The following is a 17,032-nucleotide window of genomic DNA, read 5'->3' as shown; positions in this document are numbered from 1 at the left end:
GTCATGACGCTCAACCAGTTGCGAGCCTTCGTCGAGGCCGAACGGCTGGGCTCGTTCACGGCGGCCGCCGACGCCATGCAGGTCGCGCAGGCGTCGGTATCGGAACTGGTGCGCAGGCTCGAGGTCGAACTCGACACGCAACTGTTCGTGCGGGGCAGTCGGCGCCTGGCGCTCACCGCCGCGGGTCGCGAACTGCTCCCGTACGCGCAGGAGTCCGTGCACTCCGCCGACGCCGGGGCGCAGGCGATCCGGTCGGCAGGGTCGCTGGGCGGCGGGACCGCCACGTTCGGTGTGCCGCGCAACGCCGACTACTACCTGCTCTCGCATCTGGTGCAGACCTTCCACACGCGCTATCCCTCGGTGCGGGTTCGCCTGGTCGGCCAGAACTCCGCTGAGACGGCAGCCGCCATCCAGACGGGCGAGATCGAGGCGGGAATGCTGATTTTGCCCATCGACGACGAGGATCTGAGGGTGCGGCCACTGCTGCGAGACGAGGTGTTCTACGTCAGCGCCGACAGGTCCCGCACCGAAAAGCCGGTCACCATAGGCGAATTCGCGAAGGCTCGGCTCGTCCTCTACGATGCGCACTACGGGTGGAAGGATCCGACTCGGCGGCAGCTCGCCGAGCGGGCACAGCTCGCCGGCCATCGGCTGGAGCCGATGATTGAAATCGAACACGTCGAATCCGCCCTTAAATTGGTTGCCGCCCACGTCGGCGACACGATCGTGAGCGGCGCGGTGATCGCGAGCGGGGCGTTTCCCGCTGGACTCCACACCGCGCCGTTCGCCGAGCCGCTCTATGACACGATCGCGCTCGCCCAGCATTCGGGCAGGCCCCTGTCGAACGCGACGAAGGAGTTCGCACGACTGGCCGAGGACACCGTGCGCGAACTGCACGTGATACCCGAACCTCGAGATTCTCGGCGTCGTTATGTGGTACCGCTGATCGACCGCAGCCGCCTCTGAGCAGCGGGAACAACCTATACATAGGGTTTTCCTTTGCTTTTCGCAGGAATCACCCATCTAGTCCTCTGGCAGGATTTTGCCTACCGTCCCCCGCATGCAGATCACCGCTGACGAGGTCCGCGCACTCGGTCCCTTCACCTGGCTCAAGAAACCGGCCGTCGACGGTCCGCCGGCACAACGAGATCCCAACGTCGTGACCCGGGTCTCGGAGATGCTGTCCGACATCGAACGCAACGGGCTCGACGCGGTCCGTGCCTACGCCCGTGATCTCGACGGGTGGACCGGTGAGCTGGAGATCGCCCCGGCAGATCTGCGTAAAAGCGGCGACTCCCTTCCCGCCGATGTGCGCGAGGCGCTGGAACTTGGATACGCGCGCACCAACCGGTTCGCCACCGCGCAGCGTTCACACCTGTCCGACTTCGAGGTCGACTTGGCTCCCGGTGTCGTCGGCGGCGTCCAGTACGTACCAGTCACCCGCGTCGGGGCATATCTTCCTGCCGGCCGGTTCCCGCTGTTGGCGAGCGCGTTCATGACCGTCGGCGTCGCAAAGACCGCGGGCGTGCCTACCGTGACCGCGTGCACGCCTCCGTCGGGCGAGCACGGCGCCCACCCCGCAGTCCTCTACGGCGCCTACCTGTCGCGCGCCGATCGCGTGTTCGCCATCGGTGGCGTACAGGCGTTAGGTGCCATGGCCTTCGGTCTCCTCGACGACGCGCCCGTCGACATGCTGGTCGGTGCTGGCAACGCATACGTCACCGAGGCGAAACGCCAACTCTTCGGTCGCGTCGGGATCGATCTGCTCGCCGGCCCCTCGGAGGTGGCCGTCCTCGCCGACGACTCGGCCGATCCCGAATGGGTGGCCGCCGACCTCCTGGGGCAGGCCGAGCACGGCCCGAATTCGCCGGCCGCTCTGATCACCACTTCGGAGGCTCTGGGGCGCAGAGTGATCGAGGCCATCGATCGCCAGTTGACGACGCTGGCGACCCGTGAGGTCGCCGGCGCCGCGTGGCGGGATTACGGTTCCGTCGTCGTCGCCAGGGACGAAGCGCAGGCCGCCGCGATCTCCGACGTGCTCGGTCCGGAACACCTCGAGGTGCAGACTGGCGACGACGAGTACTTCCTCAAAGAACTTCGCAACTACGGATCGCTGTTCTTGGGGCCCTGGAGCACGGTGGCATACTCCGACAAGGGGATCGCAGGGACCAATCACGTTCTGCCGACCGGCAAGACGTCTCGATACAACGCCGGACTGTCGGTGTCGCGATTCCTCAAGCCGCTGACCTACCAGCGCGCGCAACGAGATGCCACGCCGGCACTCGCACCCGCCGTCGAGCGCATCTCCGCCTTCGAGGGCCTGGCCGCACACGAGGCCACCGCGACCATCAGGATCGACGAAATCGGCAGGCACTCAGGTCTTTTCGACGGCACACCCGCGGTCGACCGGGACAACTGGTGACCGAGATCCTGGTCTCGGCCATCACGTCGCCCGTCGTCATCGGCGACACCGACGCCAACCTCGCCGCGATCCGAACGAATCTTCTCAGTGCCCAAGCCGGGCCACACCTGATCGTGTTCACCGAGTTGGCCACCAGCGGCTACGTTTTCGTCGACGCCGATGAGGCGCGGCTGCTGGCGCTCGATGCAGACGACCCGCGGCTGACAGCGCTGGCCGACGCGATCCCCGACGGAGCCGTCGTCGTCGTCGGGTTCTGCGAACGTGCGGGTGACGTGCTGTACAACTCGGCGCTCGTGCTCGGCGGTTCGGGCGTGCTCGGCTGTTACCGCAAGTCGCACCTCTGGGACGCGGAAGCCGACGTCTTCACGCCAGGGGATGAGGCCGGCGCGGTGTTCGACACGCCGATCGGCCAGCTCGGCGTCGCGGTCTGCTACGACAACGAGTTCCCAGAGGTGCCGAGGAGACTCGCGCTGGCAGGCGCGGAACTGCTTGCGCTGCCGGTCAACTGGCCCGTGGTGGAGCGGCCCAGAGACGAGCATCCACCCGAACTCCTCCAGGCGATGGCCGCGGCACGGTCCTCGCGTCTGCCCACAGTGATCGCCGACCGGCACGGTGCGGAGCGCGGCGTGGTGTGGACCGGCGGCACCGCCGTCATCTCCGGCGACGGCTGGGTGGTTGCCACGCCCGGCGAGGACGGTGTCGCGTCCGCCGTCATCGACACCACCACCGACAAGGCGATCGGCCCGCGCAACGACCTCTTCGCCGATCGCAGACCCGAACTGTACGCGGACGTATCCGCGCCCGCTCCTGTCCTACTGACGAACTAGCGAGGAAGCATGCCAGAGACATCCGCCATCGAGTCGAAGTCCATCGACTGGGTTCCCCTGGACGAACGGCGCGGCAATCCGTCGACGCTGTTCCCGCTATGGTTCATGTCGAACGCGAACCTCACCACGCTGGCCACCGGCATGGTCGGCGCGGCGCTCGGCGCGTCGTTCATGACTTCGCTCGTGGCGATCGTGCTCGGCGCCGCCGTAGGCACCGTGTTCACCGCGTTCCACTCTGCGCAGGGACCACAGCTCGGTCTGCCGCAGATGATCCAGTCGCGCGCCCAGTTCGGCTACCGGGGTGTCGTGGTCATCTGCGCCGTCGTGGTGTTCAGCATCGTCGGCTTCAACATCTTCAACCAGATCCTGGCAGCCGACGTCATCACGCTGACCACCGGCGCTGACCTGCGCGACGTGTGGTTCCTCGCGATCACGGGATTGGCGCTTGCCCTTGCGATATACGGCTACCACTGGATTCACCGGTTCCAGACATGGCTCACGTGGCTGTTCCTGGCAACCTTCGGCCTCTTCACCGTCGCGGCGCTGGTCTGGCTGGACGTACCTGCCGGCCGGTTCGGCTTCGACGGGTTCACTTGGGCCGCGTTCCTGGTGCAGTTCGGCGCCGCTGCGGCATACGCATTGGGCTGGGCGCCGTACGTGTCCGACTACTCGCGGTACCTTCCACCGCAGACAAGTCCACGCAAGGCGCTGTGGTACACGTACTTCGGCGTCTTCGTCGGCGCGTCGTGGCTGATGGTCCTCGGCTCTCTCGTGGCGGCGCTGTTCGCCGACGCGTCGCCCCTCGAGGCCGTCAAGAGCGCGGCCGACGGCGTGCTGCCGGGGTCTGGTGCGTGGCTGCTGGCCGCCGCTCTGCCGGGTCTCGTCACGGTGATCACCGTCAATATCTACGCCGCATCGCTCGAGCTGATCACGATGGTCGACTCGTTCAAGCCGGTACGACCGACACGCAGGCTGCGCATCGTCGCGTGCAGCGTGATCGCGGGCGCCGGCCTGCTTGGCGCCGTACTGTCCTCCGGCGAGTTCCTCGCCAACTTCAGCAGCTTCCTCGTCGTCCTGCTGTATCTGCTGGTGCCGTGGACATCGGTCAACCTCGTCGACTACTACTTCGTCCGCCGCGGCCACTACGCGATCCGCGAGATCTTTGTGGCCGAGGGCAGCGTCTACGGCGTATGGGGCTGGCGGGGGCTTGGCGCCTATGTGATCGGCATCGTCGCAATGATCCCGTTCGTCGTGACCGTCTGGTACGTCGGCCCTGTCGCCTCGGCGATGGGCGACATCGACATCGCGCTGTTCGTCGGGTTGCTGGCGTCGGCGGTGGCCTACGTCGTGATGGCGCGTTCGCTCGACATCGACGCCGAGACGGCCAAGGCCGAAGCCGACTCGCGCGAACACGGCATCGAGGCGGTGACATTCGCGGGCCGCACGGCGCCGGTCGAAACATAGCGCGGCCCGTCACACTAGGGTGGCGGGCGATGAGACACGCCCGACGATGGATGTTCACCATCGGCGCCGTGGTGATCGCGGTGGCCGCGCTGGCGGTGTCTCAGCTTGGCCTCTTCGACCGCACGTCCGAGGAATGCAGGCCGGTCAAGGAACTGCTGGACTACAACCGCGCCCAGGGTGAGCACATCGCGTCGAAGACCGGTGACTCACAGGGCATTCCGACCGCCGCAGAGGAGACCGCGTATCAGGCGTGGGCCGACGGCATGGCCGAACGTGCCCAGAAGGTGACGTCGCCCGACCTGGCGCGCACCGCCACGACCGTCGCCACCCTGGCCAATGACTTCGTTGGGCAGTTCTCCATATTGCGCGCCCAGGCCGGGACCAGGGCCCCCGGCGCGCCCGCGCCGCCCGCCGCCTTCGAGATGGCCGCGCTGAACGCCAGGCTCAGCGACAACCTTGCCCAGCTGTCAAAGGCGTGCGCCTGAACCCCAGCGGCCGGTGAACGTGATTTCTTCCAGCGGCAGCCGTTGCCGACCCCTGGCATCGCGCTCGATGACCTCCTGCGGCGCGTTGGCGTAGTCGCCGAGCGAGCCGACCGCGACGACCGCGATGGGCCGCACCCCCTCGGGGATGCCGAACGCCTCGCGCGCACCGTCGGCGTCGAAGCCGGCCATCGGATGGGCGATCAGTCCCCGGGACACCGCCTCGACGGTCAACTGCGCGATCGCCGCCCCGGCGTCGACCGCCGCGTAGCGCGCCGTGCGCTCGTCGTCACCTTCGTCAACGCAGACCATGATCAGCACGCCTGCGGCCGTGGCGTAGGCATTGCCTCGCTTGAGCAGCGCGGCAATGGTCGTGTTGGTTTCGTCACCACGGCGCCCGACCAGGAACCGCACCGGCTGCCGGTGGCCCCAGGTGGCGGCCCACCTCCCGGCCTCGAGCAACGCGACCAGATCGTCGGCCGTGAGCTCGGCATCTGCGTCGAACATGCGCGGGCTCCACCTGGCGGCGAGGTCGGGGTGAATCGGTACCCGGGTCTGCGCGCGGCGCTCTTGTGCAGTCTTGACCACATTCTGACGCTACCGGCGGGATAAATGGGGTGCGCGAAACCCTTATTCTTAGGTGACCCCCGCACCGAAAGGTTTGACAGTGGCGCTCGTCGTGCAGAAGTACGGCGGATCCTCGGTATCTGATGCCGAGCGGATCCGCCGAGTCGCCGAACGCATCGTGGAAACCAAGAAGCAGGGCAACGACGTGGTCGTGGTCGTTTCCGCGATGGGCGACACCACCGACGACCTGCTGGATCTGGCCAAGCAAGTTTGCCCCGCGCCTCCGGCGCGCGAGATGGACATGCTGCTGACGGCGGGCGAGCGGATCTCAAACGCGCTGGTCGCGATGGCCATCGACTCGCTCGGTGCGCAGGCCCGCTCGTTCACCGGGTCCCAGGCGGGTGTGATCACCACCAGCACGCACGGCAACGCCAAGATCATCGACGTCACGCCGAGCCGGCTGCAGTCGGCGCTGGACGAGGGGCTGATCGTGCTCGTCGCCGGCTTCCAGGGCGTCAGCCAAGACAGCAAGGACGTCACCACGCTGGGCCGCGGCGGGTCGGACACCACCGCAGTTGCGCTGGCGGCCGCGCTGAACGCCGACGTCTGCGAGATCTACACCGACGTCGACGGCATCTTCACCGCCGACCCGCGCATCGTGCCGAACGCCAAGCGGATGGACACGGTGTCGTTCGAGGAGATGCTCGAACTCGCCGCATGCGGCGCCAAGGTGCTGATGCTGCGCTGCGTCGAATATGCCCGCCGCTACAACGTCCCGGTACACGTCCGGTCGTCGTATTCAGATAAGCCCGGCACGCTCGTGACCGGATCGATAGAGGACATTCCCATGGAAGACGCCATCATCACCGGAGTCGCCCACGATCGCAGCGAGGCGAAGGTGACGATCGTCGGCATCCCCGACGTGCCCGGCTACGCCGCCAAGGTGTTCCGCGCGGTCGCCGACGCCGACGTGAACATCGACATGGTGCTGCAGAACATCTCGAAGATCGAGGACGGCAAGACCGACATCACGTTCACCTGCTCGCGGGAGAGCGGGCCAGGTGCGGTGGAGAAGCTGACCTCGCTGCAGGAGGAGATCGGGTTCTCCCGGGTGCTCTACGACGATCACATCGGCAAAGTGTCGCTCGTCGGCGCGGGCATGCGCAGCCATCCCGGCGTCACCGCGAAGTTCTGCGAGGCGCTGGCCGAGGTCGGCGTCAACATCGATCTGATCTCCACCTCGGAGATCCGAATCTCGGTGCTGATCAAGGACACCGAGCTGGACAAGGCGGTGCTGGCCTTGCACGAGGCGTTCGAGCTCGGTGGTGACGAAGCCGCGGTTGTGTACGCGGGGACGGGACGTTAGCGATGGTCAACATCGGAGTAGTGGGTGCGACCGGACAGGTCGGCCAGGTGATGCGAAAACTGTTGGAGGAAAGGGATTTTCCCGCCACCAGCGTGCGGTTCTTCGCGTCGGCGCGGTCACAGGGCAAAAAGCTGTCGTTCCGCGGTCAGGAGATCGAGGTCGAGGACGCCGCCACCGCCGATCCCGCGGGGTTGGACATCGCACTGTTCTCCGCGGGTGCGACGATGTCGCGCGTGCAGGCGCCGCGGTTCGCGGCCGCGGGTGTCACGGTCATCGACAACTCGTCGGCGTGGCGCAAGGATCCCGAGGTGCCGTTGGTGGTGAGCGAGGTCAACTTCGCGGACGCGCGTAACCGCCCGAAGGGCATCATCGCCAACCCGAACTGCACGACGATGGCTGCGATGCCGGTACTCAAGCCACTGCACGACGAGGCCGGCCTGGTGCGGATGATCGCGTCGACGTATCAGGCGGTGTCCGGCAGCGGAATCGCCGGTGTCGAGGAGCTTTTTGGTCAGGCCAGCGCGGTCGTGGGTAGCAGCAAGGAGTTGGTCGCCGACGGTTCGGCACTCGAATTCCCTGCGCCCGACAAGTACGTCGCACCGATCGCGTTCAACGTGGTGCCGCTGGCGGGTTCCTACGTCGACGACGATTCCGGAGAGACCGACGAAGACCAGAAGCTGCGCAACGAGAGCCGCAAGATCCTTGGCATTCCCGACCTTCTGGTGAGCGGGACGTGTGTGCGGGTGCCGGTGTACACCGGGCACTCGCTGTCGATCAACGCCGAGTTCGCCAGGCCGTTGTCGGTGGACCGCGCCCGCGAGCTGCTGCGCGACGCGCCAGGGGTGAAGGTGGTCGACGTGCCGACGCCACTGGCCGCCGCGGGTGTCGACGAGTCGCTCGTCGGTCGCATCCGCCGGGATCCGGGTGTCCCCGACGGTCGCGGCCTCGCCCTGTTCGTGTCCGGCGACAATCTGCGAAAAGGTGCGGCGCTGAACACCATTCAGATCGCTGAGTTGCTGGCCGAGGAACTTTGACACCTTGCGCCGAAACTGTATTCCAGCAGGCCTCTTCTCGGTTTTTCTCTGCTGGAATACCGTTTCGGCGGGCATCGCGCATGCCGAGCCTGCCCCGGTCCCTGCGCCTGTGCTGCCGCCGTTGGCGCCGGGCCAGGTGATCCGTATCGCCCCGGCAGCCGGAACCGGAACGCCGACAAGCGATTACGACATCGGTGCGACCGATCTCTGTGAGTTCATGGAGTTCCCGGCCGGCATCTTGCAGGTCTGCGGCGACAGCTTCGCGGGTCAGGGCGTCGGGTTCGGGCCTTGGCATTCGCCGATCGCGTTGCACGTCGACACCGATTCGGTCGACGACCCCGCCGGTGTGCGCTACGACCGGGTGACCGGTAACTTCAATCCGCTGCTGGCTGAGCCCACGCCCGCGGGTATGTCTCAGTTGCCCGCAGGCGTCGTCCAGATCAACCGGGACAACTATCTGCTGGTCACCACCGTGAAGGATCTGGTGCCGCAGACGTCGCGATTGGTCAAAGCCAATCCGGCACAGGGCAATTGGCCAACGGTGCCGGGCTCTTTGCGGAACGCCAACTACGAGGCCGGCAGACAGTCACAGGTCAGCGGCTACTACGACCCGATCCCGAAACCCGATTCGCCCACCGGTTGGGTGTACATCGTCGCGAACAACTTCGATCGCAGCAGCCCGGCAGTGCTGTACCGCGCGAAACGTGAGACATTCACCGACCGCGCCACGTGGCAGGGCTGGTCGGCCAGTGACGGATGGGGCAAGCCGCCGACACCGTTGTGGCCGGATCGAATCGGCGAGATGAGCGCACGGCAGGTCGACGGTGAGACCGTGCTGTCCTATTTCAACGCGAGCACCGGCAACATGGAGGTCCGAGTCGCGAACGATCCGACGGGACTCGGGTCGGCGCCCGTGACGACGGTCGTCGTCGCTGGGACGTGGCCGGAGCCCGCGGAGGACCTCGGGCCGCCGGACAACAACCGGCTCGCGCAACCGTATGGCGGCTACCTTTCGCCCGGCTCGACTCTCGATGAACTGCGGGTCTTCATCAGCCAATGGAACACCGGCCCGGGCGACAACACGCCTTATCGGGTGATCCAGTTCGCGGTGAATCCGTTCAAGCCCTAGCTCAGCGAAGGAACCACCGAAACAGCGGCGTGCCCCACATCGCTCCGGTCAGCGCCGCCGCGGCCAGGGCCATCAAGCCCGACATCGCCATGATCATGTCGCTGTTCATGGCTAAACCTGTACCCGCCTGGCGCCCTGCCGAATCACCGAGCGAAAAGGGCAGCGCGACAACGTGACAGGACATGACCGACAGCTATACGCCGAAGCTGCCGGCCATCCCAACGCGGTACTGCTCAGCCGCGTTATCGCGGTGTTACCCATACCTGGGAGTCGTCAATCATTTCGGGGACAGCGTGTCACATAGGACACATCAGTCACAGATGCCACATACTTGGCCCTGGTGGCGGGTGTTCGAGTTGTATGTCAATCAGATTGCGAGACAACGATGTTCGCATGGCACGTGTCCGCTACCTCCTCGACGGGCGTGGTGAGTGCATTACATGACTGGCGCGCATGCTGGGGCGCAATGCGGGTACCTGCCAAGCGTGGCCGATCCAGTAGCCGGTACCGAGATCGGGCGCGCGGCGTTGCGCTTCAAAGCGCCGAAGATGCGCGCAGGCGTGCGAGCGCCCAGCTCCACCGGAAATTCGCTGAAGAGGATTCCAGGCTGTCTGAACAGAACCGGCGAGAGGCAGGCATGCACGAGCGACCGGTGCCGCCATTCACAGCTGATTCATAAGTAATTCATGACAGGGACATCGACGCCGCTTGCATTCTCAAGGCATGAGCGAACCAACCACCTCCTCTGACACTGCGACCGGCCCACTGAGCACCACGCCGCCCGGCGAACCGCACGCCGTCGCCGTCGAGCCACGCCGCCACGGCAGGCTCGGCACGGTGGCCGCATGGGTCGGCATCGTGGCGGGTGTCGTGTTCATCGTGGCCGTCATCTTCTTCTCCGGTTTCTTCCTCGGGGCGCATTCCGGCGGTGGGCACCGCGGCTGGCACCACGGCGACCGCGGTCGTGACTTCGGTGTCATGCACCACGGGCCGATGATGTTCCCGATGGGGCCGCCGCGCGGCGAGTTCGGCCGTCCGAACCCGCCGTTCGGGCCCGGCGGCCCGAATGTCCAGGGACCGCAGGGGCCGGGTTCGCCGCAGCCTGGCGGCCCGACCACCACGGCACCCAGGCCGTCATAGCGGCTGACCCGTCTTGCCGTCTCCGCCCGGGCTGGCATGATCGTCCGCATGAGCATCGACGTCGTTTACACCGCGGAGTCCACGGCAACAGGGGGCGGCCGGGACGGCCATGTGAAGTCTTCGGACGGCAGGCTCGACCTCGACACCCGACCACCCAAAGAAGCAGGCGGCAGCGGCGAGGGGACCAACCCCGAACAGCTGTTCTCGGCCGGCTACGCCGCCTGCTTCCTTGGCGCGCTTCGCCTGGTGGCCCGCAACAACAAGATCGACCTCGACGATGCCAGCGGCATCACCGCGCAGGTCGGTTTCGGTAAGGACTCCGCGGGTGGCTTCGGGATCAACGCGAACCTGATCGGTTATCTGCCTGGTCTCGAGCAGAGCGTTGCCGACGATCTGATGAACCAGGCGCATCAGGTGTGCCCGTATTCGAAGGCCACCCGGGGCAACATCGACGTCACGCTGTCGGCGAAGGTTTGAGCCGGTGCGGACCGTCGCAGCGATAGGCGCCGGTCTGGCCGTCGGTCTGTCAGCGGCGGCACCTGCTGCGCCAGCCCTGGCGCGACCGTCCGACCCCGGGGTGGTGAATTACGCCGTACTGGGCAAGGGTTCGGTCAGCAATATCGTCGGCGCTCCAATGCGATTCGCGTGGACGTACAACGACCCGTTCCAGTCGTATTACGTGGACGAACCGGCCTGCAACAACTGGGCCGACATCGGGTTGCCCGAGGTGTTCGTCGACCCCGATCTGGCGTCGTTCAACGGTGCGGTCGCACAGACGGGTGACAACGATCAGACCCACTTCGCCAAGCAGGCCGTCGGTGTGTTCGCCACCGCCGACGCCGCCGATCGGGCGTTCCACCGGGTGGTCGACCGGACAGCGGGCTGCAACGGCCAGACCACGGCGATGCATCTGGACAACTTCACGACCCAGGTGTGGAGCTTCACAGGGGGGCCCGCCAGCGCGACCGATTCCGACTGGGTGAAACAGGAGGCCGGCACGGACCGGCGTTGTTTCACCACCACCCGCAAGCGGGACAACGTTCTGCTGCAGGCGAAAGTCTGCCAATCTGGCAACGCCGGTCCCGCGGTGAATGTGCTGGCAGGCGCCATGCAAAACACACTGGGGCAGTAACGGGCAACATTTCGGCGAAGACGTCACGAAGGTGTCATCAAAAAACCGCGAGACTTTGTCGGTGTGCTCTGGAAGATGGACAGAGGGCCGCGATCATTCCCTACCCGGAAGGGGCCGGAAGACATGACCTTCGCCATCCCGTCCGATGTGGACGACGGGCATCCCCCGCATGCCGACTCCGCCGAATTGACCAGCGCGCACAGCGCGGCTCAGCACATCGGCGAGAGGTCACTGGCCGACGGCCCGGTGGGCCGGGTCGGACTGGAAGTCGAGGCGCACTGCTTCGATTTGGCCGACCCCATGCGCCGGCCGGACTGGGCGGAGCTGACGGACGCGATCGCGAGCGTGCCGGCGCTGCCCGGCGGCAGCGCCATCACCGTCGAACCGGGCGGTGCGGTCGAGCTGTCCGGGCCGCCCACCGACGATGTGGTGGCGGCCATCGCCGCGATGACGGCCGACCGCGCGACGTTGCGGTCGGCGTTCGCGCAAGCCGGGCTTGGACTGGTGCTGCTCGGCGCCGATCCGCTGCGACCGGCGAAAAGGGTGAACCCCGGCGCCCGGTACCGCGCGATGGAGCAGTTCTTCAATGCCAGCCAGACCGGCGAGGCCGGCGCGGCGATGATGACGTCGACGGCCTCGGTTCAAGTCAACCTCGAGGCGGGGCCGCGGGACGGTTGGGCCGACCGGGTCCGGTTGGCGCATGCGCTCGGCCCGACGATGATCGCCGTCGCCGCAAACTCCCCGCTGCTCGGCGGCCAGTTCTCCGGTTGGCAGTCCACGCGCCAGCGGGTGTGGAGCCAGTTGGACTCCGCGCGATGCGGTCCGGTTCTCGGCGTCAACGGCGACGATCCGGCGAGGGAATGGGCCGGGTACGCGTTGAAGGCGCCGGTGATGCTGGTACACAGTCCGGATGCGGTTCCGGTGACGGACTGGGTGCCCTTCGCCGACTGGGCCGACGGCCGGGTGCTGCTCGGCGACCGCAGGCCGACGCTGGCCGATCTGGAGTATCACCTGACCACTCTGTTCCCGCCGGTGCGGCCCCGGCGGTGGCTGGAGATCCGCTATCTCGACAGCCTGCCGGACACGGTGTGGCCCGCCGTCGTGTTCACCCTTGTCACCCTGTTGGACGATCCGGTGGCCGCCGACATCGCCGCCGAGGCCACCGAGCCAGTCGCGACGGCATGGGACCGCGCTGCCCAGATCGGGCTCGGCGATCGACGGCTGCGCGAGGCGGCCCGTCGCTGCGTGCAGACCGCTGCCGAACGAGCGCCCGCCGAACTCGAGGAATCGATGCAGCAATTGGTGCGTTCGCTGGAGAAGGGACGCTGTCCGGCCGACGACTTCTCAGATCGGGCGGTCAAGCACGGGATCGAAACCGCGATCACCCAACTGGCGCAAGGGGAGACGTGACCGCACGCGAAACGCTGGCCAGCGAACTGGCGACGGCCAGGAACCGCACGCTTCGGTTGGTCGACTTCGATGACGCCGAATTGCATCGCCAGTACAGCCCGTTGATGAGCCCGCTGGTGTGGGACCTCGCGCACATCGGCTGGCAGGAGGAACTGTGGCTGCTGCGCGGCAACAACCCGGAGCGGCCCGGAATGCTCGAGCCACAGGTCGAGCGCTGCTACGACGCGTTCGTGAATTCCCGTGCCAGCCGGGTTAACCTGCCGTTGCTGCCGCCGTCAGATGCCCGCGCCTATTGCAGCACGGTGCGCAACAAGGTACTGGATTCGTTGGACGCGTTGCCCGGCGACGACCCGGGATTCAACTTCGCCTTGGTGGTCAGCCACGAGAATCAGCACGACGAAACCATGCTGCAGGCTCTGAACCTGCGCACCGGTTCGCCGCTGTTGGACCGCGGATCCGCGTTGCCGCCTGGCCGTCCCGACGTGGCGGGGACGTCGGTGCTGGTCCCCGCCGGTGAGTTCGTCCTCGGTGTGGACGCGGTCAGCGAACCGCATTCACTGGACAACGAACGGCCCGCCCACATCGTCGACGTGCAGGCGTTCCGCATCGGCCGGGTCCCGGTCACCAACGGCGAATGGCGCCAGTTCATCGAGGATGGCGGCTACCAGCAGCAAAGGTGGTGGTCCGACCGCGGGTGGGCGCATCGCAGGGAGGCGGGGCTGACCGCCCCGCAGTTCTGGAACCCCGACGGCACCCGGACCCGGTTCGGGCATGTCGAGGAGATCCCCGCCAACGAACCGGTGCAGCACATCACCTATTTCGAAGCGGAGGCCTACGCAGCGTGGGCCGGCGCGCGCCTGCCCACCGAGATGGAGTGGGAGAAGGCGGCGGCATGGGACCCGACGACGAGCAAGCGTCGCCGATTTCCTTGGGGCGCTTCGGAACCCACCGCACACCTGGTCAACCTCGGCGGTGATGCGTTGCGGCCCGCCCCGGTCGGGGCGTACCCGGCAGGTGCTTCTGCATACGGCGCAGAGCAGATGCTTGGTGACGTGTGGGAATGGACCTCATCACCGCTGCGACCATGGCCGGGATTCACCCCGATGCTCTACGAGCAATATTCGCAACCGTTCTTCGAAGGTTCCGGGGCAGGCGACTACAAGGTGTTGCGCGGCGGATCCTGGGCGGTCGCGTCCAGCATCATGCGGCCGAGCTTCCGCAACTGGGATCACCCGATCCGGCGCCAGATCTTCTCGGGCGTTCGCCTGGCGTGGGACATCTGATGTGCCGACATCTCGGCTGGCTCGGCAAGCCGCGGTCGATCGCGTCACTGGTGCTCGAGCCGCCCTCGGGGCTGCTGGTCCAGTCATACGCGCCGCGGCGGCAGAAGCACGGTCTGATGAACGCCGACGGGTGGGGCGTCGGGTTCTTCGACACCGGCGTTGCGCGGCGGTGGCGAAGTGCCGCACCGCTGTGGGGCGATGTCTCGTTTGCATCGGTGGCGCCCGCACTGAGCAGTGAATGCGTTGTCGCCGCGGTGCGTTCGGCGAGCATCGGCATGCCCATCGAACCGTCGGCGTCTGCCCCGTTCAGCGATGGCCAGTGGCTGCTGTCCCACAACGGGCTGGTGGATCGCGGCGTGCTGCCATTGTCGGGGAAGGCGGAATCCACTGTCGACAGCGCGCTGCTGGCCGCACTGATCTTCGACCGTGGCTTGGACGTGCTCGGCGACACCATCGTCGAAGTCGCGGCCGCCGACCCCAACGCTCGGCTGAACATATTGGCAGGCAACGGATCTCAACTGCGGGCCACCACATGGGGCGACACGCTTTCGGTGTTGCGGCAAGCCGATGGAGTCGTGCTGGCCAGCGAACCGTACGACGACAATCCCGACTGGCAGGAGATCCCCGACCGACATCTCGTGCTGGTCGACGGGTCCCGTGTCGACCTGATCCCGCTGAAAGGATCGCCATGACCTTCTCCCTGTCGAACTATCTGGCCGCGGACTCGGCGGCGCAGGCGCTGCGCAAAGACGTCCGGGACGGGCTATCGCAGTCGCCGAAGTCGTTGCCGCCCAAGTGGTTCTACGACTCCGTCGGCAGTGATCTGTTCGACCAGATCACTCGCCTGCCTGAGTACTATCCGACCCGTGCGGAGGCCCAGATCCTGCGGGCCCGGTCGGCCGAGATCGCCGAGGCATCGGGTGCCGACACTCTGGTCGAGCTTGGCAGCGGCACGTCGGAGAAAACCAGGCTGTTGCTGAACGCGTTGAGCGAGCGCGAATCGCTGCGCAGGTTCGTTCCTTTCGACGTGGACGCGGGAATGCTGAACGCGGCGGGTTCGGCGATTCAGCACGAGTATCCCGGCGTCGACATCGAGGCGGTGTGCGGCGACTTCGAGGAGCACCTGGGCAAGATCCCGCGCGTCGGCCGACGGTTGGTGGTGTTTCTCGGTTCGACGATCGGCAACATGACGCACGGCCCGCGCGCGCAGTTCCTGTCCACGCTTTCGGACACTTTGCAGCGCGGCGACAGCTTGCTACTGGGCACCGACCTGGTGAAGGACGCCGACAGGCTGGTGCGCGCCTACGACGACAGCTCCGGGATCACCGCGCAGTTCAACCGCAACGTGCTCGCCGTCGTCAACCGGGAACTGCATGCCGACTTCGCCATCGACGCGTTCGCACACGTCGCGAAGTGGAACACGAATGAGGAGCGCATAGAGATGTGGCTGCGCGCCGTGACCGCGCAACGGATCGCCATCGCCGACCTCGACATGACCGTCGACTTCGCCGCTGGCGAGGAGATGCTCACCGAGGTGTCGTGCAAGTTCCGGCCGGAGGGCGTGGCATCCGAACTGGCGGCGGCGGGCCTGCAGCGTACGCACTGGTGGACCGATCCCGCTGGCGATTTCGGGCTGTCGCTGGCGACGAAATGAGTCTGTCCACTCAGTGGCGGGCGGCACGGCCAAAAGTCGCCGGTCTGCACCTCGACAGCGGCGCGTGCTCGCGGCCGAGCCTCGCGGTGCTCGATGCGGCGGCACAACATGCCCGACATGAAGCGGAGCTCGGCGGGTACGTCGCCGAGGAGGCCGCGGCGCCCGTGCTCGATGCCGGTCGCGCGGCCGTGGCCGCGCTGACCGGACTGCAGGCGTCCGACGTCGTCTTCACCACCGGCTCCAACAATGCGCTGGACCTGCTGCTCAGCAGTTGGCCGGGAGAGCGCACCCTGGCGTGCCTGCCCGGCGAGTACGGCCCCAACCTGGCGGTCATGGCCGCCAACGGCTTTCAGGTCAGCGTGCTGCCAGCCGATGACCTCGGCAGGCTCGCGGTCGACGAGGCCGTCCGGCAGTTGGCCGCCAGCCCGCCCGCGTTGGTGCACCTCACCCCGCTCGCCAGCCACAGGGGCGTGGCTCAGCCGCTGGCCGCGGTCGCCGAGGTGTGCCGCGACATCGGTGTGCCGTTGGTCGTCGACGCCGCCCAGGCGCTCGGACATCTCGACTGCGCCGTGGGTGTGGCGGCGATCTACAGTTCGTCGCGCAAGTGGATGGCCGGCCCGCGCGGCGCCGGGATGTTGGCGATTCATCCGGAGTTGGCGCAGCGGCTCAGGCCGCGGCTGCCACCGCCGGAGTGGAACCTGCCGATCCCGGTGCTGCAACGCCTCGAACACGGCGAAGCGAATGTGGCTGCACGCGTTGGCTATTCGGTCGCGCTGGGTGAACACCTCGCCGCCGGGCCGGAACGGATCCGCGACGGCTTGGCACGGGTCGGCGAGATGACAAGGACCGCGCTGGCCGACGTCAAGGGCTGGCGGGTCGTCGAACCCGTCGACGAGCCCACGGCGATCACCACGTTGGCGCCCAAGAACGTCGACCCGGAACGGGTGCGGTCCTGGTTGATCGCCGAGCGGGGCATCGTCACCACTTCCGCCGGGGTGCAGCGGGCACCGTTCGAGATGAGCGCACCTGTGCTGCGGGTGTCTCCGCATGTCGACACCACCGCCGACGAACTCGAGCAGTGCGCCGACGCGCTGGCCACCGCTGCCGCGCAGGTGTGACGTA

At 67.0% G+C, this 17,032-nt stretch carries 17 protein-coding genes; 16 read left to right on the top strand and 1 reads right to left on the bottom strand.

Annotated elements, in window-relative coordinates; translation table 11 throughout:
- Positions 1 to 3: 3 nt before the first annotated feature.
- The 5 genes from ACGFK1_RS14440 to ACGFK1_RS14420 all read left to right on the top strand — a co-directional run bounded on the left by ACGFK1_RS14440 (position 4) and on the right by ACGFK1_RS14420 (position 5,198).
- Positions 4 to 966, top strand: a complete 963-nt coding sequence (locus ACGFK1_RS14440) for a LysR family transcriptional regulator (RefSeq protein ID WP_393429839.1) — start codon at positions 4 to 6, stop codon at positions 964 to 966.
- Between the two features lie 94 nt (positions 967 to 1,060).
- On the top strand, positions 1,061 to 2,422 hold the full coding sequence (gene hisD, locus ACGFK1_RS14435) for a histidinol dehydrogenase (protein WP_393429836.1): 1,362 nt from the start codon (positions 1,061 to 1,063) through the stop codon (positions 2,420 to 2,422).
- Positions 2,419 to 3,249, top strand: a complete 831-nt coding sequence (locus ACGFK1_RS14430) for a nitrilase-related carbon-nitrogen hydrolase (RefSeq protein WP_393429833.1) — start codon at positions 2,419 to 2,421, stop codon at positions 3,247 to 3,249. Before hisD ends, ACGFK1_RS14430 begins: the two co-directional genes overlap by 4 nt.
- A 9-nt stretch (positions 3,250 to 3,258) precedes the next feature.
- The gene (locus ACGFK1_RS14425; protein WP_393429830.1) at positions 3,259 to 4,713 is read left to right on the top strand and encodes a purine-cytosine permease family protein; all 1,455 of its coding nucleotides are present in this window, start codon (positions 3,259 to 3,261) and stop codon (positions 4,711 to 4,713) included.
- Positions 4,714 to 4,742: 29 nt separating this feature from the next.
- The gene (locus ACGFK1_RS14420) at positions 4,743 to 5,198 is read left to right on the top strand and encodes a hypothetical protein (RefSeq protein WP_393429827.1); all 456 of its coding nucleotides are present in this window, start codon (positions 4,743 to 4,745) and stop codon (positions 5,196 to 5,198) included.
- Here ACGFK1_RS14420 and ACGFK1_RS14415 read toward each other — a convergent pair.
- Positions 5,181 to 5,783 carry a nitroreductase family protein gene (locus ACGFK1_RS14415; RefSeq protein ID WP_393429824.1) on the bottom strand — a complete coding sequence of 201 codons (603 nt, stop codon included), beginning with the start codon at positions 5,781 to 5,783 and terminating at the stop codon, positions 5,181 to 5,183. The two genes, ACGFK1_RS14420 and ACGFK1_RS14415, sit on opposite strands and share 18 nt — an antisense overlap.
- Positions 5,784 to 5,862: 79 nt before the next feature.
- On the opposite strand from ACGFK1_RS14415, the gene ACGFK1_RS14410 reads away from it, so the two are divergent.
- The 11 genes from ACGFK1_RS14410 to egtE all read left to right on the top strand — a co-directional run bounded on the left by ACGFK1_RS14410 (position 5,863) and on the right by egtE (position 17,028).
- Positions 5,863 to 7,128 carry an aspartate kinase gene (locus tag ACGFK1_RS14410; protein ID WP_393429821.1) on the top strand — a complete coding sequence of 422 codons (1,266 nt, stop codon included), beginning with the start codon at positions 5,863 to 5,865 and terminating at the stop codon, positions 7,126 to 7,128.
- Positions 7,129 to 7,130: 2 nt separating this feature from the next.
- Positions 7,131 to 8,162, top strand: a complete 1,032-nt coding sequence (locus ACGFK1_RS14405) for an aspartate-semialdehyde dehydrogenase (protein ID WP_393429818.1) — start codon at positions 7,131 to 7,133, stop codon at positions 8,160 to 8,162.
- 73 nt (positions 8,163 to 8,235) lie between these two features.
- Complete coding sequence (locus tag ACGFK1_RS14400) at positions 8,236 to 9,291, top strand: DUF4185 domain-containing protein (protein ID WP_393430127.1); 1,056 nt, start codon at positions 8,236 to 8,238, stop codon at positions 9,289 to 9,291.
- A 723-nt stretch (positions 9,292 to 10,014) separates the two neighbouring features.
- Entirely contained in the window at positions 10,015 to 10,431 is a 417-nt protein-coding gene (locus tag ACGFK1_RS14395) for a hypothetical protein (protein ID WP_393429815.1), read from the top strand.
- Positions 10,432 to 10,479: 48 nt separating this feature from the next.
- The gene (locus tag ACGFK1_RS14390) at positions 10,480 to 10,908 is read left to right on the top strand and encodes an organic hydroperoxide resistance protein (RefSeq protein WP_393429812.1); all 429 of its coding nucleotides are present in this window, start codon (positions 10,480 to 10,482) and stop codon (positions 10,906 to 10,908) included.
- 4 nt (positions 10,909 to 10,912) lie between these two features.
- Positions 10,913 to 11,563, top strand: a complete 651-nt coding sequence (locus ACGFK1_RS14385) for a sensor domain-containing protein (RefSeq protein WP_393429809.1) — start codon at positions 10,913 to 10,915, stop codon at positions 11,561 to 11,563.
- A 123-nt stretch (positions 11,564 to 11,686) separates the two neighbouring features.
- On the top strand, positions 11,687 to 12,973 hold the full coding sequence (gene egtA / locus ACGFK1_RS14380; protein ID WP_393429806.1) for an ergothioneine biosynthesis glutamate--cysteine ligase EgtA: 1,287 nt from the start codon (positions 11,687 to 11,689) through the stop codon (positions 12,971 to 12,973).
- Entirely contained in the window at positions 12,970 to 14,256 is a 1,287-nt protein-coding gene (egtB, locus tag ACGFK1_RS14375) for an ergothioneine biosynthesis protein EgtB (protein WP_393429803.1), read from the top strand. Before egtA ends, egtB begins: the two co-directional genes overlap by 4 nt.
- Complete coding sequence (egtC, locus tag ACGFK1_RS14370; protein WP_393429800.1) at positions 14,256 to 14,948, top strand: ergothioneine biosynthesis protein EgtC; 693 nt, start codon at positions 14,256 to 14,258, stop codon at positions 14,946 to 14,948. The genes egtB and egtC overlap by 1 nt, the downstream gene beginning before the upstream one ends.
- Entirely contained in the window at positions 14,945 to 15,910 is a 966-nt protein-coding gene (gene egtD, locus ACGFK1_RS14365; RefSeq protein WP_393429797.1) for an L-histidine N(alpha)-methyltransferase, read from the top strand. The genes egtC and egtD overlap by 4 nt, the downstream gene beginning before the upstream one ends.
- Positions 15,907 to 17,028, top strand: a complete 1,122-nt coding sequence (egtE, locus tag ACGFK1_RS14360) for an ergothioneine biosynthesis PLP-dependent enzyme EgtE (protein ID WP_393429794.1) — start codon at positions 15,907 to 15,909, stop codon at positions 17,026 to 17,028. The genes egtD and egtE overlap by 4 nt, the downstream gene beginning before the upstream one ends.
- Positions 17,029 to 17,032: the final 4 nt, after the last annotated feature.

It is taken from the genome of Mycobacterium sp. NPDC048908, assembly GCF_043197955.1.
Classification (GTDB): domain Bacteria; phylum Actinomycetota; class Actinomycetes; order Mycobacteriales; family Mycobacteriaceae; genus Mycobacterium.
Note: the sequence above shows the minus strand (reverse complement) of the source record. Positions and strands in the feature narration are given on the sequence as shown.

Bases quoted from the DNA above. Each gene is read 5' to 3' on its own strand.
- ACGFK1_RS14440 (WP_393429839.1), top strand. From the start codon at position 4: ATGACGCTCAACCAGTTGCGAGCCTTCGTCGAGGCCGAACGGCTGGGC.
- hisD (WP_393429836.1), top strand. From the start codon at position 1,061: ATGCAGATCACCGCTGACGAGGTCCGCGCACTCGGTCCCTTCACCTGG.
- ACGFK1_RS14425 (WP_393429830.1), top strand. From the start codon at position 3,259: ATGCCAGAGACATCCGCCATCGAGTCGAAGTCCATCGACTGGGTTCCC.
- ACGFK1_RS14420 (WP_393429827.1), top strand. From the start codon at position 4,743: ATGAGACACGCCCGACGATGGATGTTCACCATCGGCGCCGTGGTGATC.
- ACGFK1_RS14405 (WP_393429818.1), top strand. From the start codon at position 7,131: ATGGTCAACATCGGAGTAGTGGGTGCGACCGGACAGGTCGGCCAGGTG.
- ACGFK1_RS14395 (WP_393429815.1), top strand. From the start codon at position 10,015: ATGAGCGAACCAACCACCTCCTCTGACACTGCGACCGGCCCACTGAGC.
- ACGFK1_RS14390 (WP_393429812.1), top strand. From the start codon at position 10,480: ATGAGCATCGACGTCGTTTACACCGCGGAGTCCACGGCAACAGGGGGC.
- egtA (WP_393429806.1), top strand. From the start codon at position 11,687: ATGACCTTCGCCATCCCGTCCGATGTGGACGACGGGCATCCCCCGCAT.
- egtC (WP_393429800.1), top strand. From the start codon at position 14,256: ATGTGCCGACATCTCGGCTGGCTCGGCAAGCCGCGGTCGATCGCGTCA.
- egtD (WP_393429797.1), top strand. From the start codon at position 14,945: ATGACCTTCTCCCTGTCGAACTATCTGGCCGCGGACTCGGCGGCGCAG.
- egtE (WP_393429794.1), top strand. From the start codon at position 15,907: ATGAGTCTGTCCACTCAGTGGCGGGCGGCACGGCCAAAAGTCGCCGGT.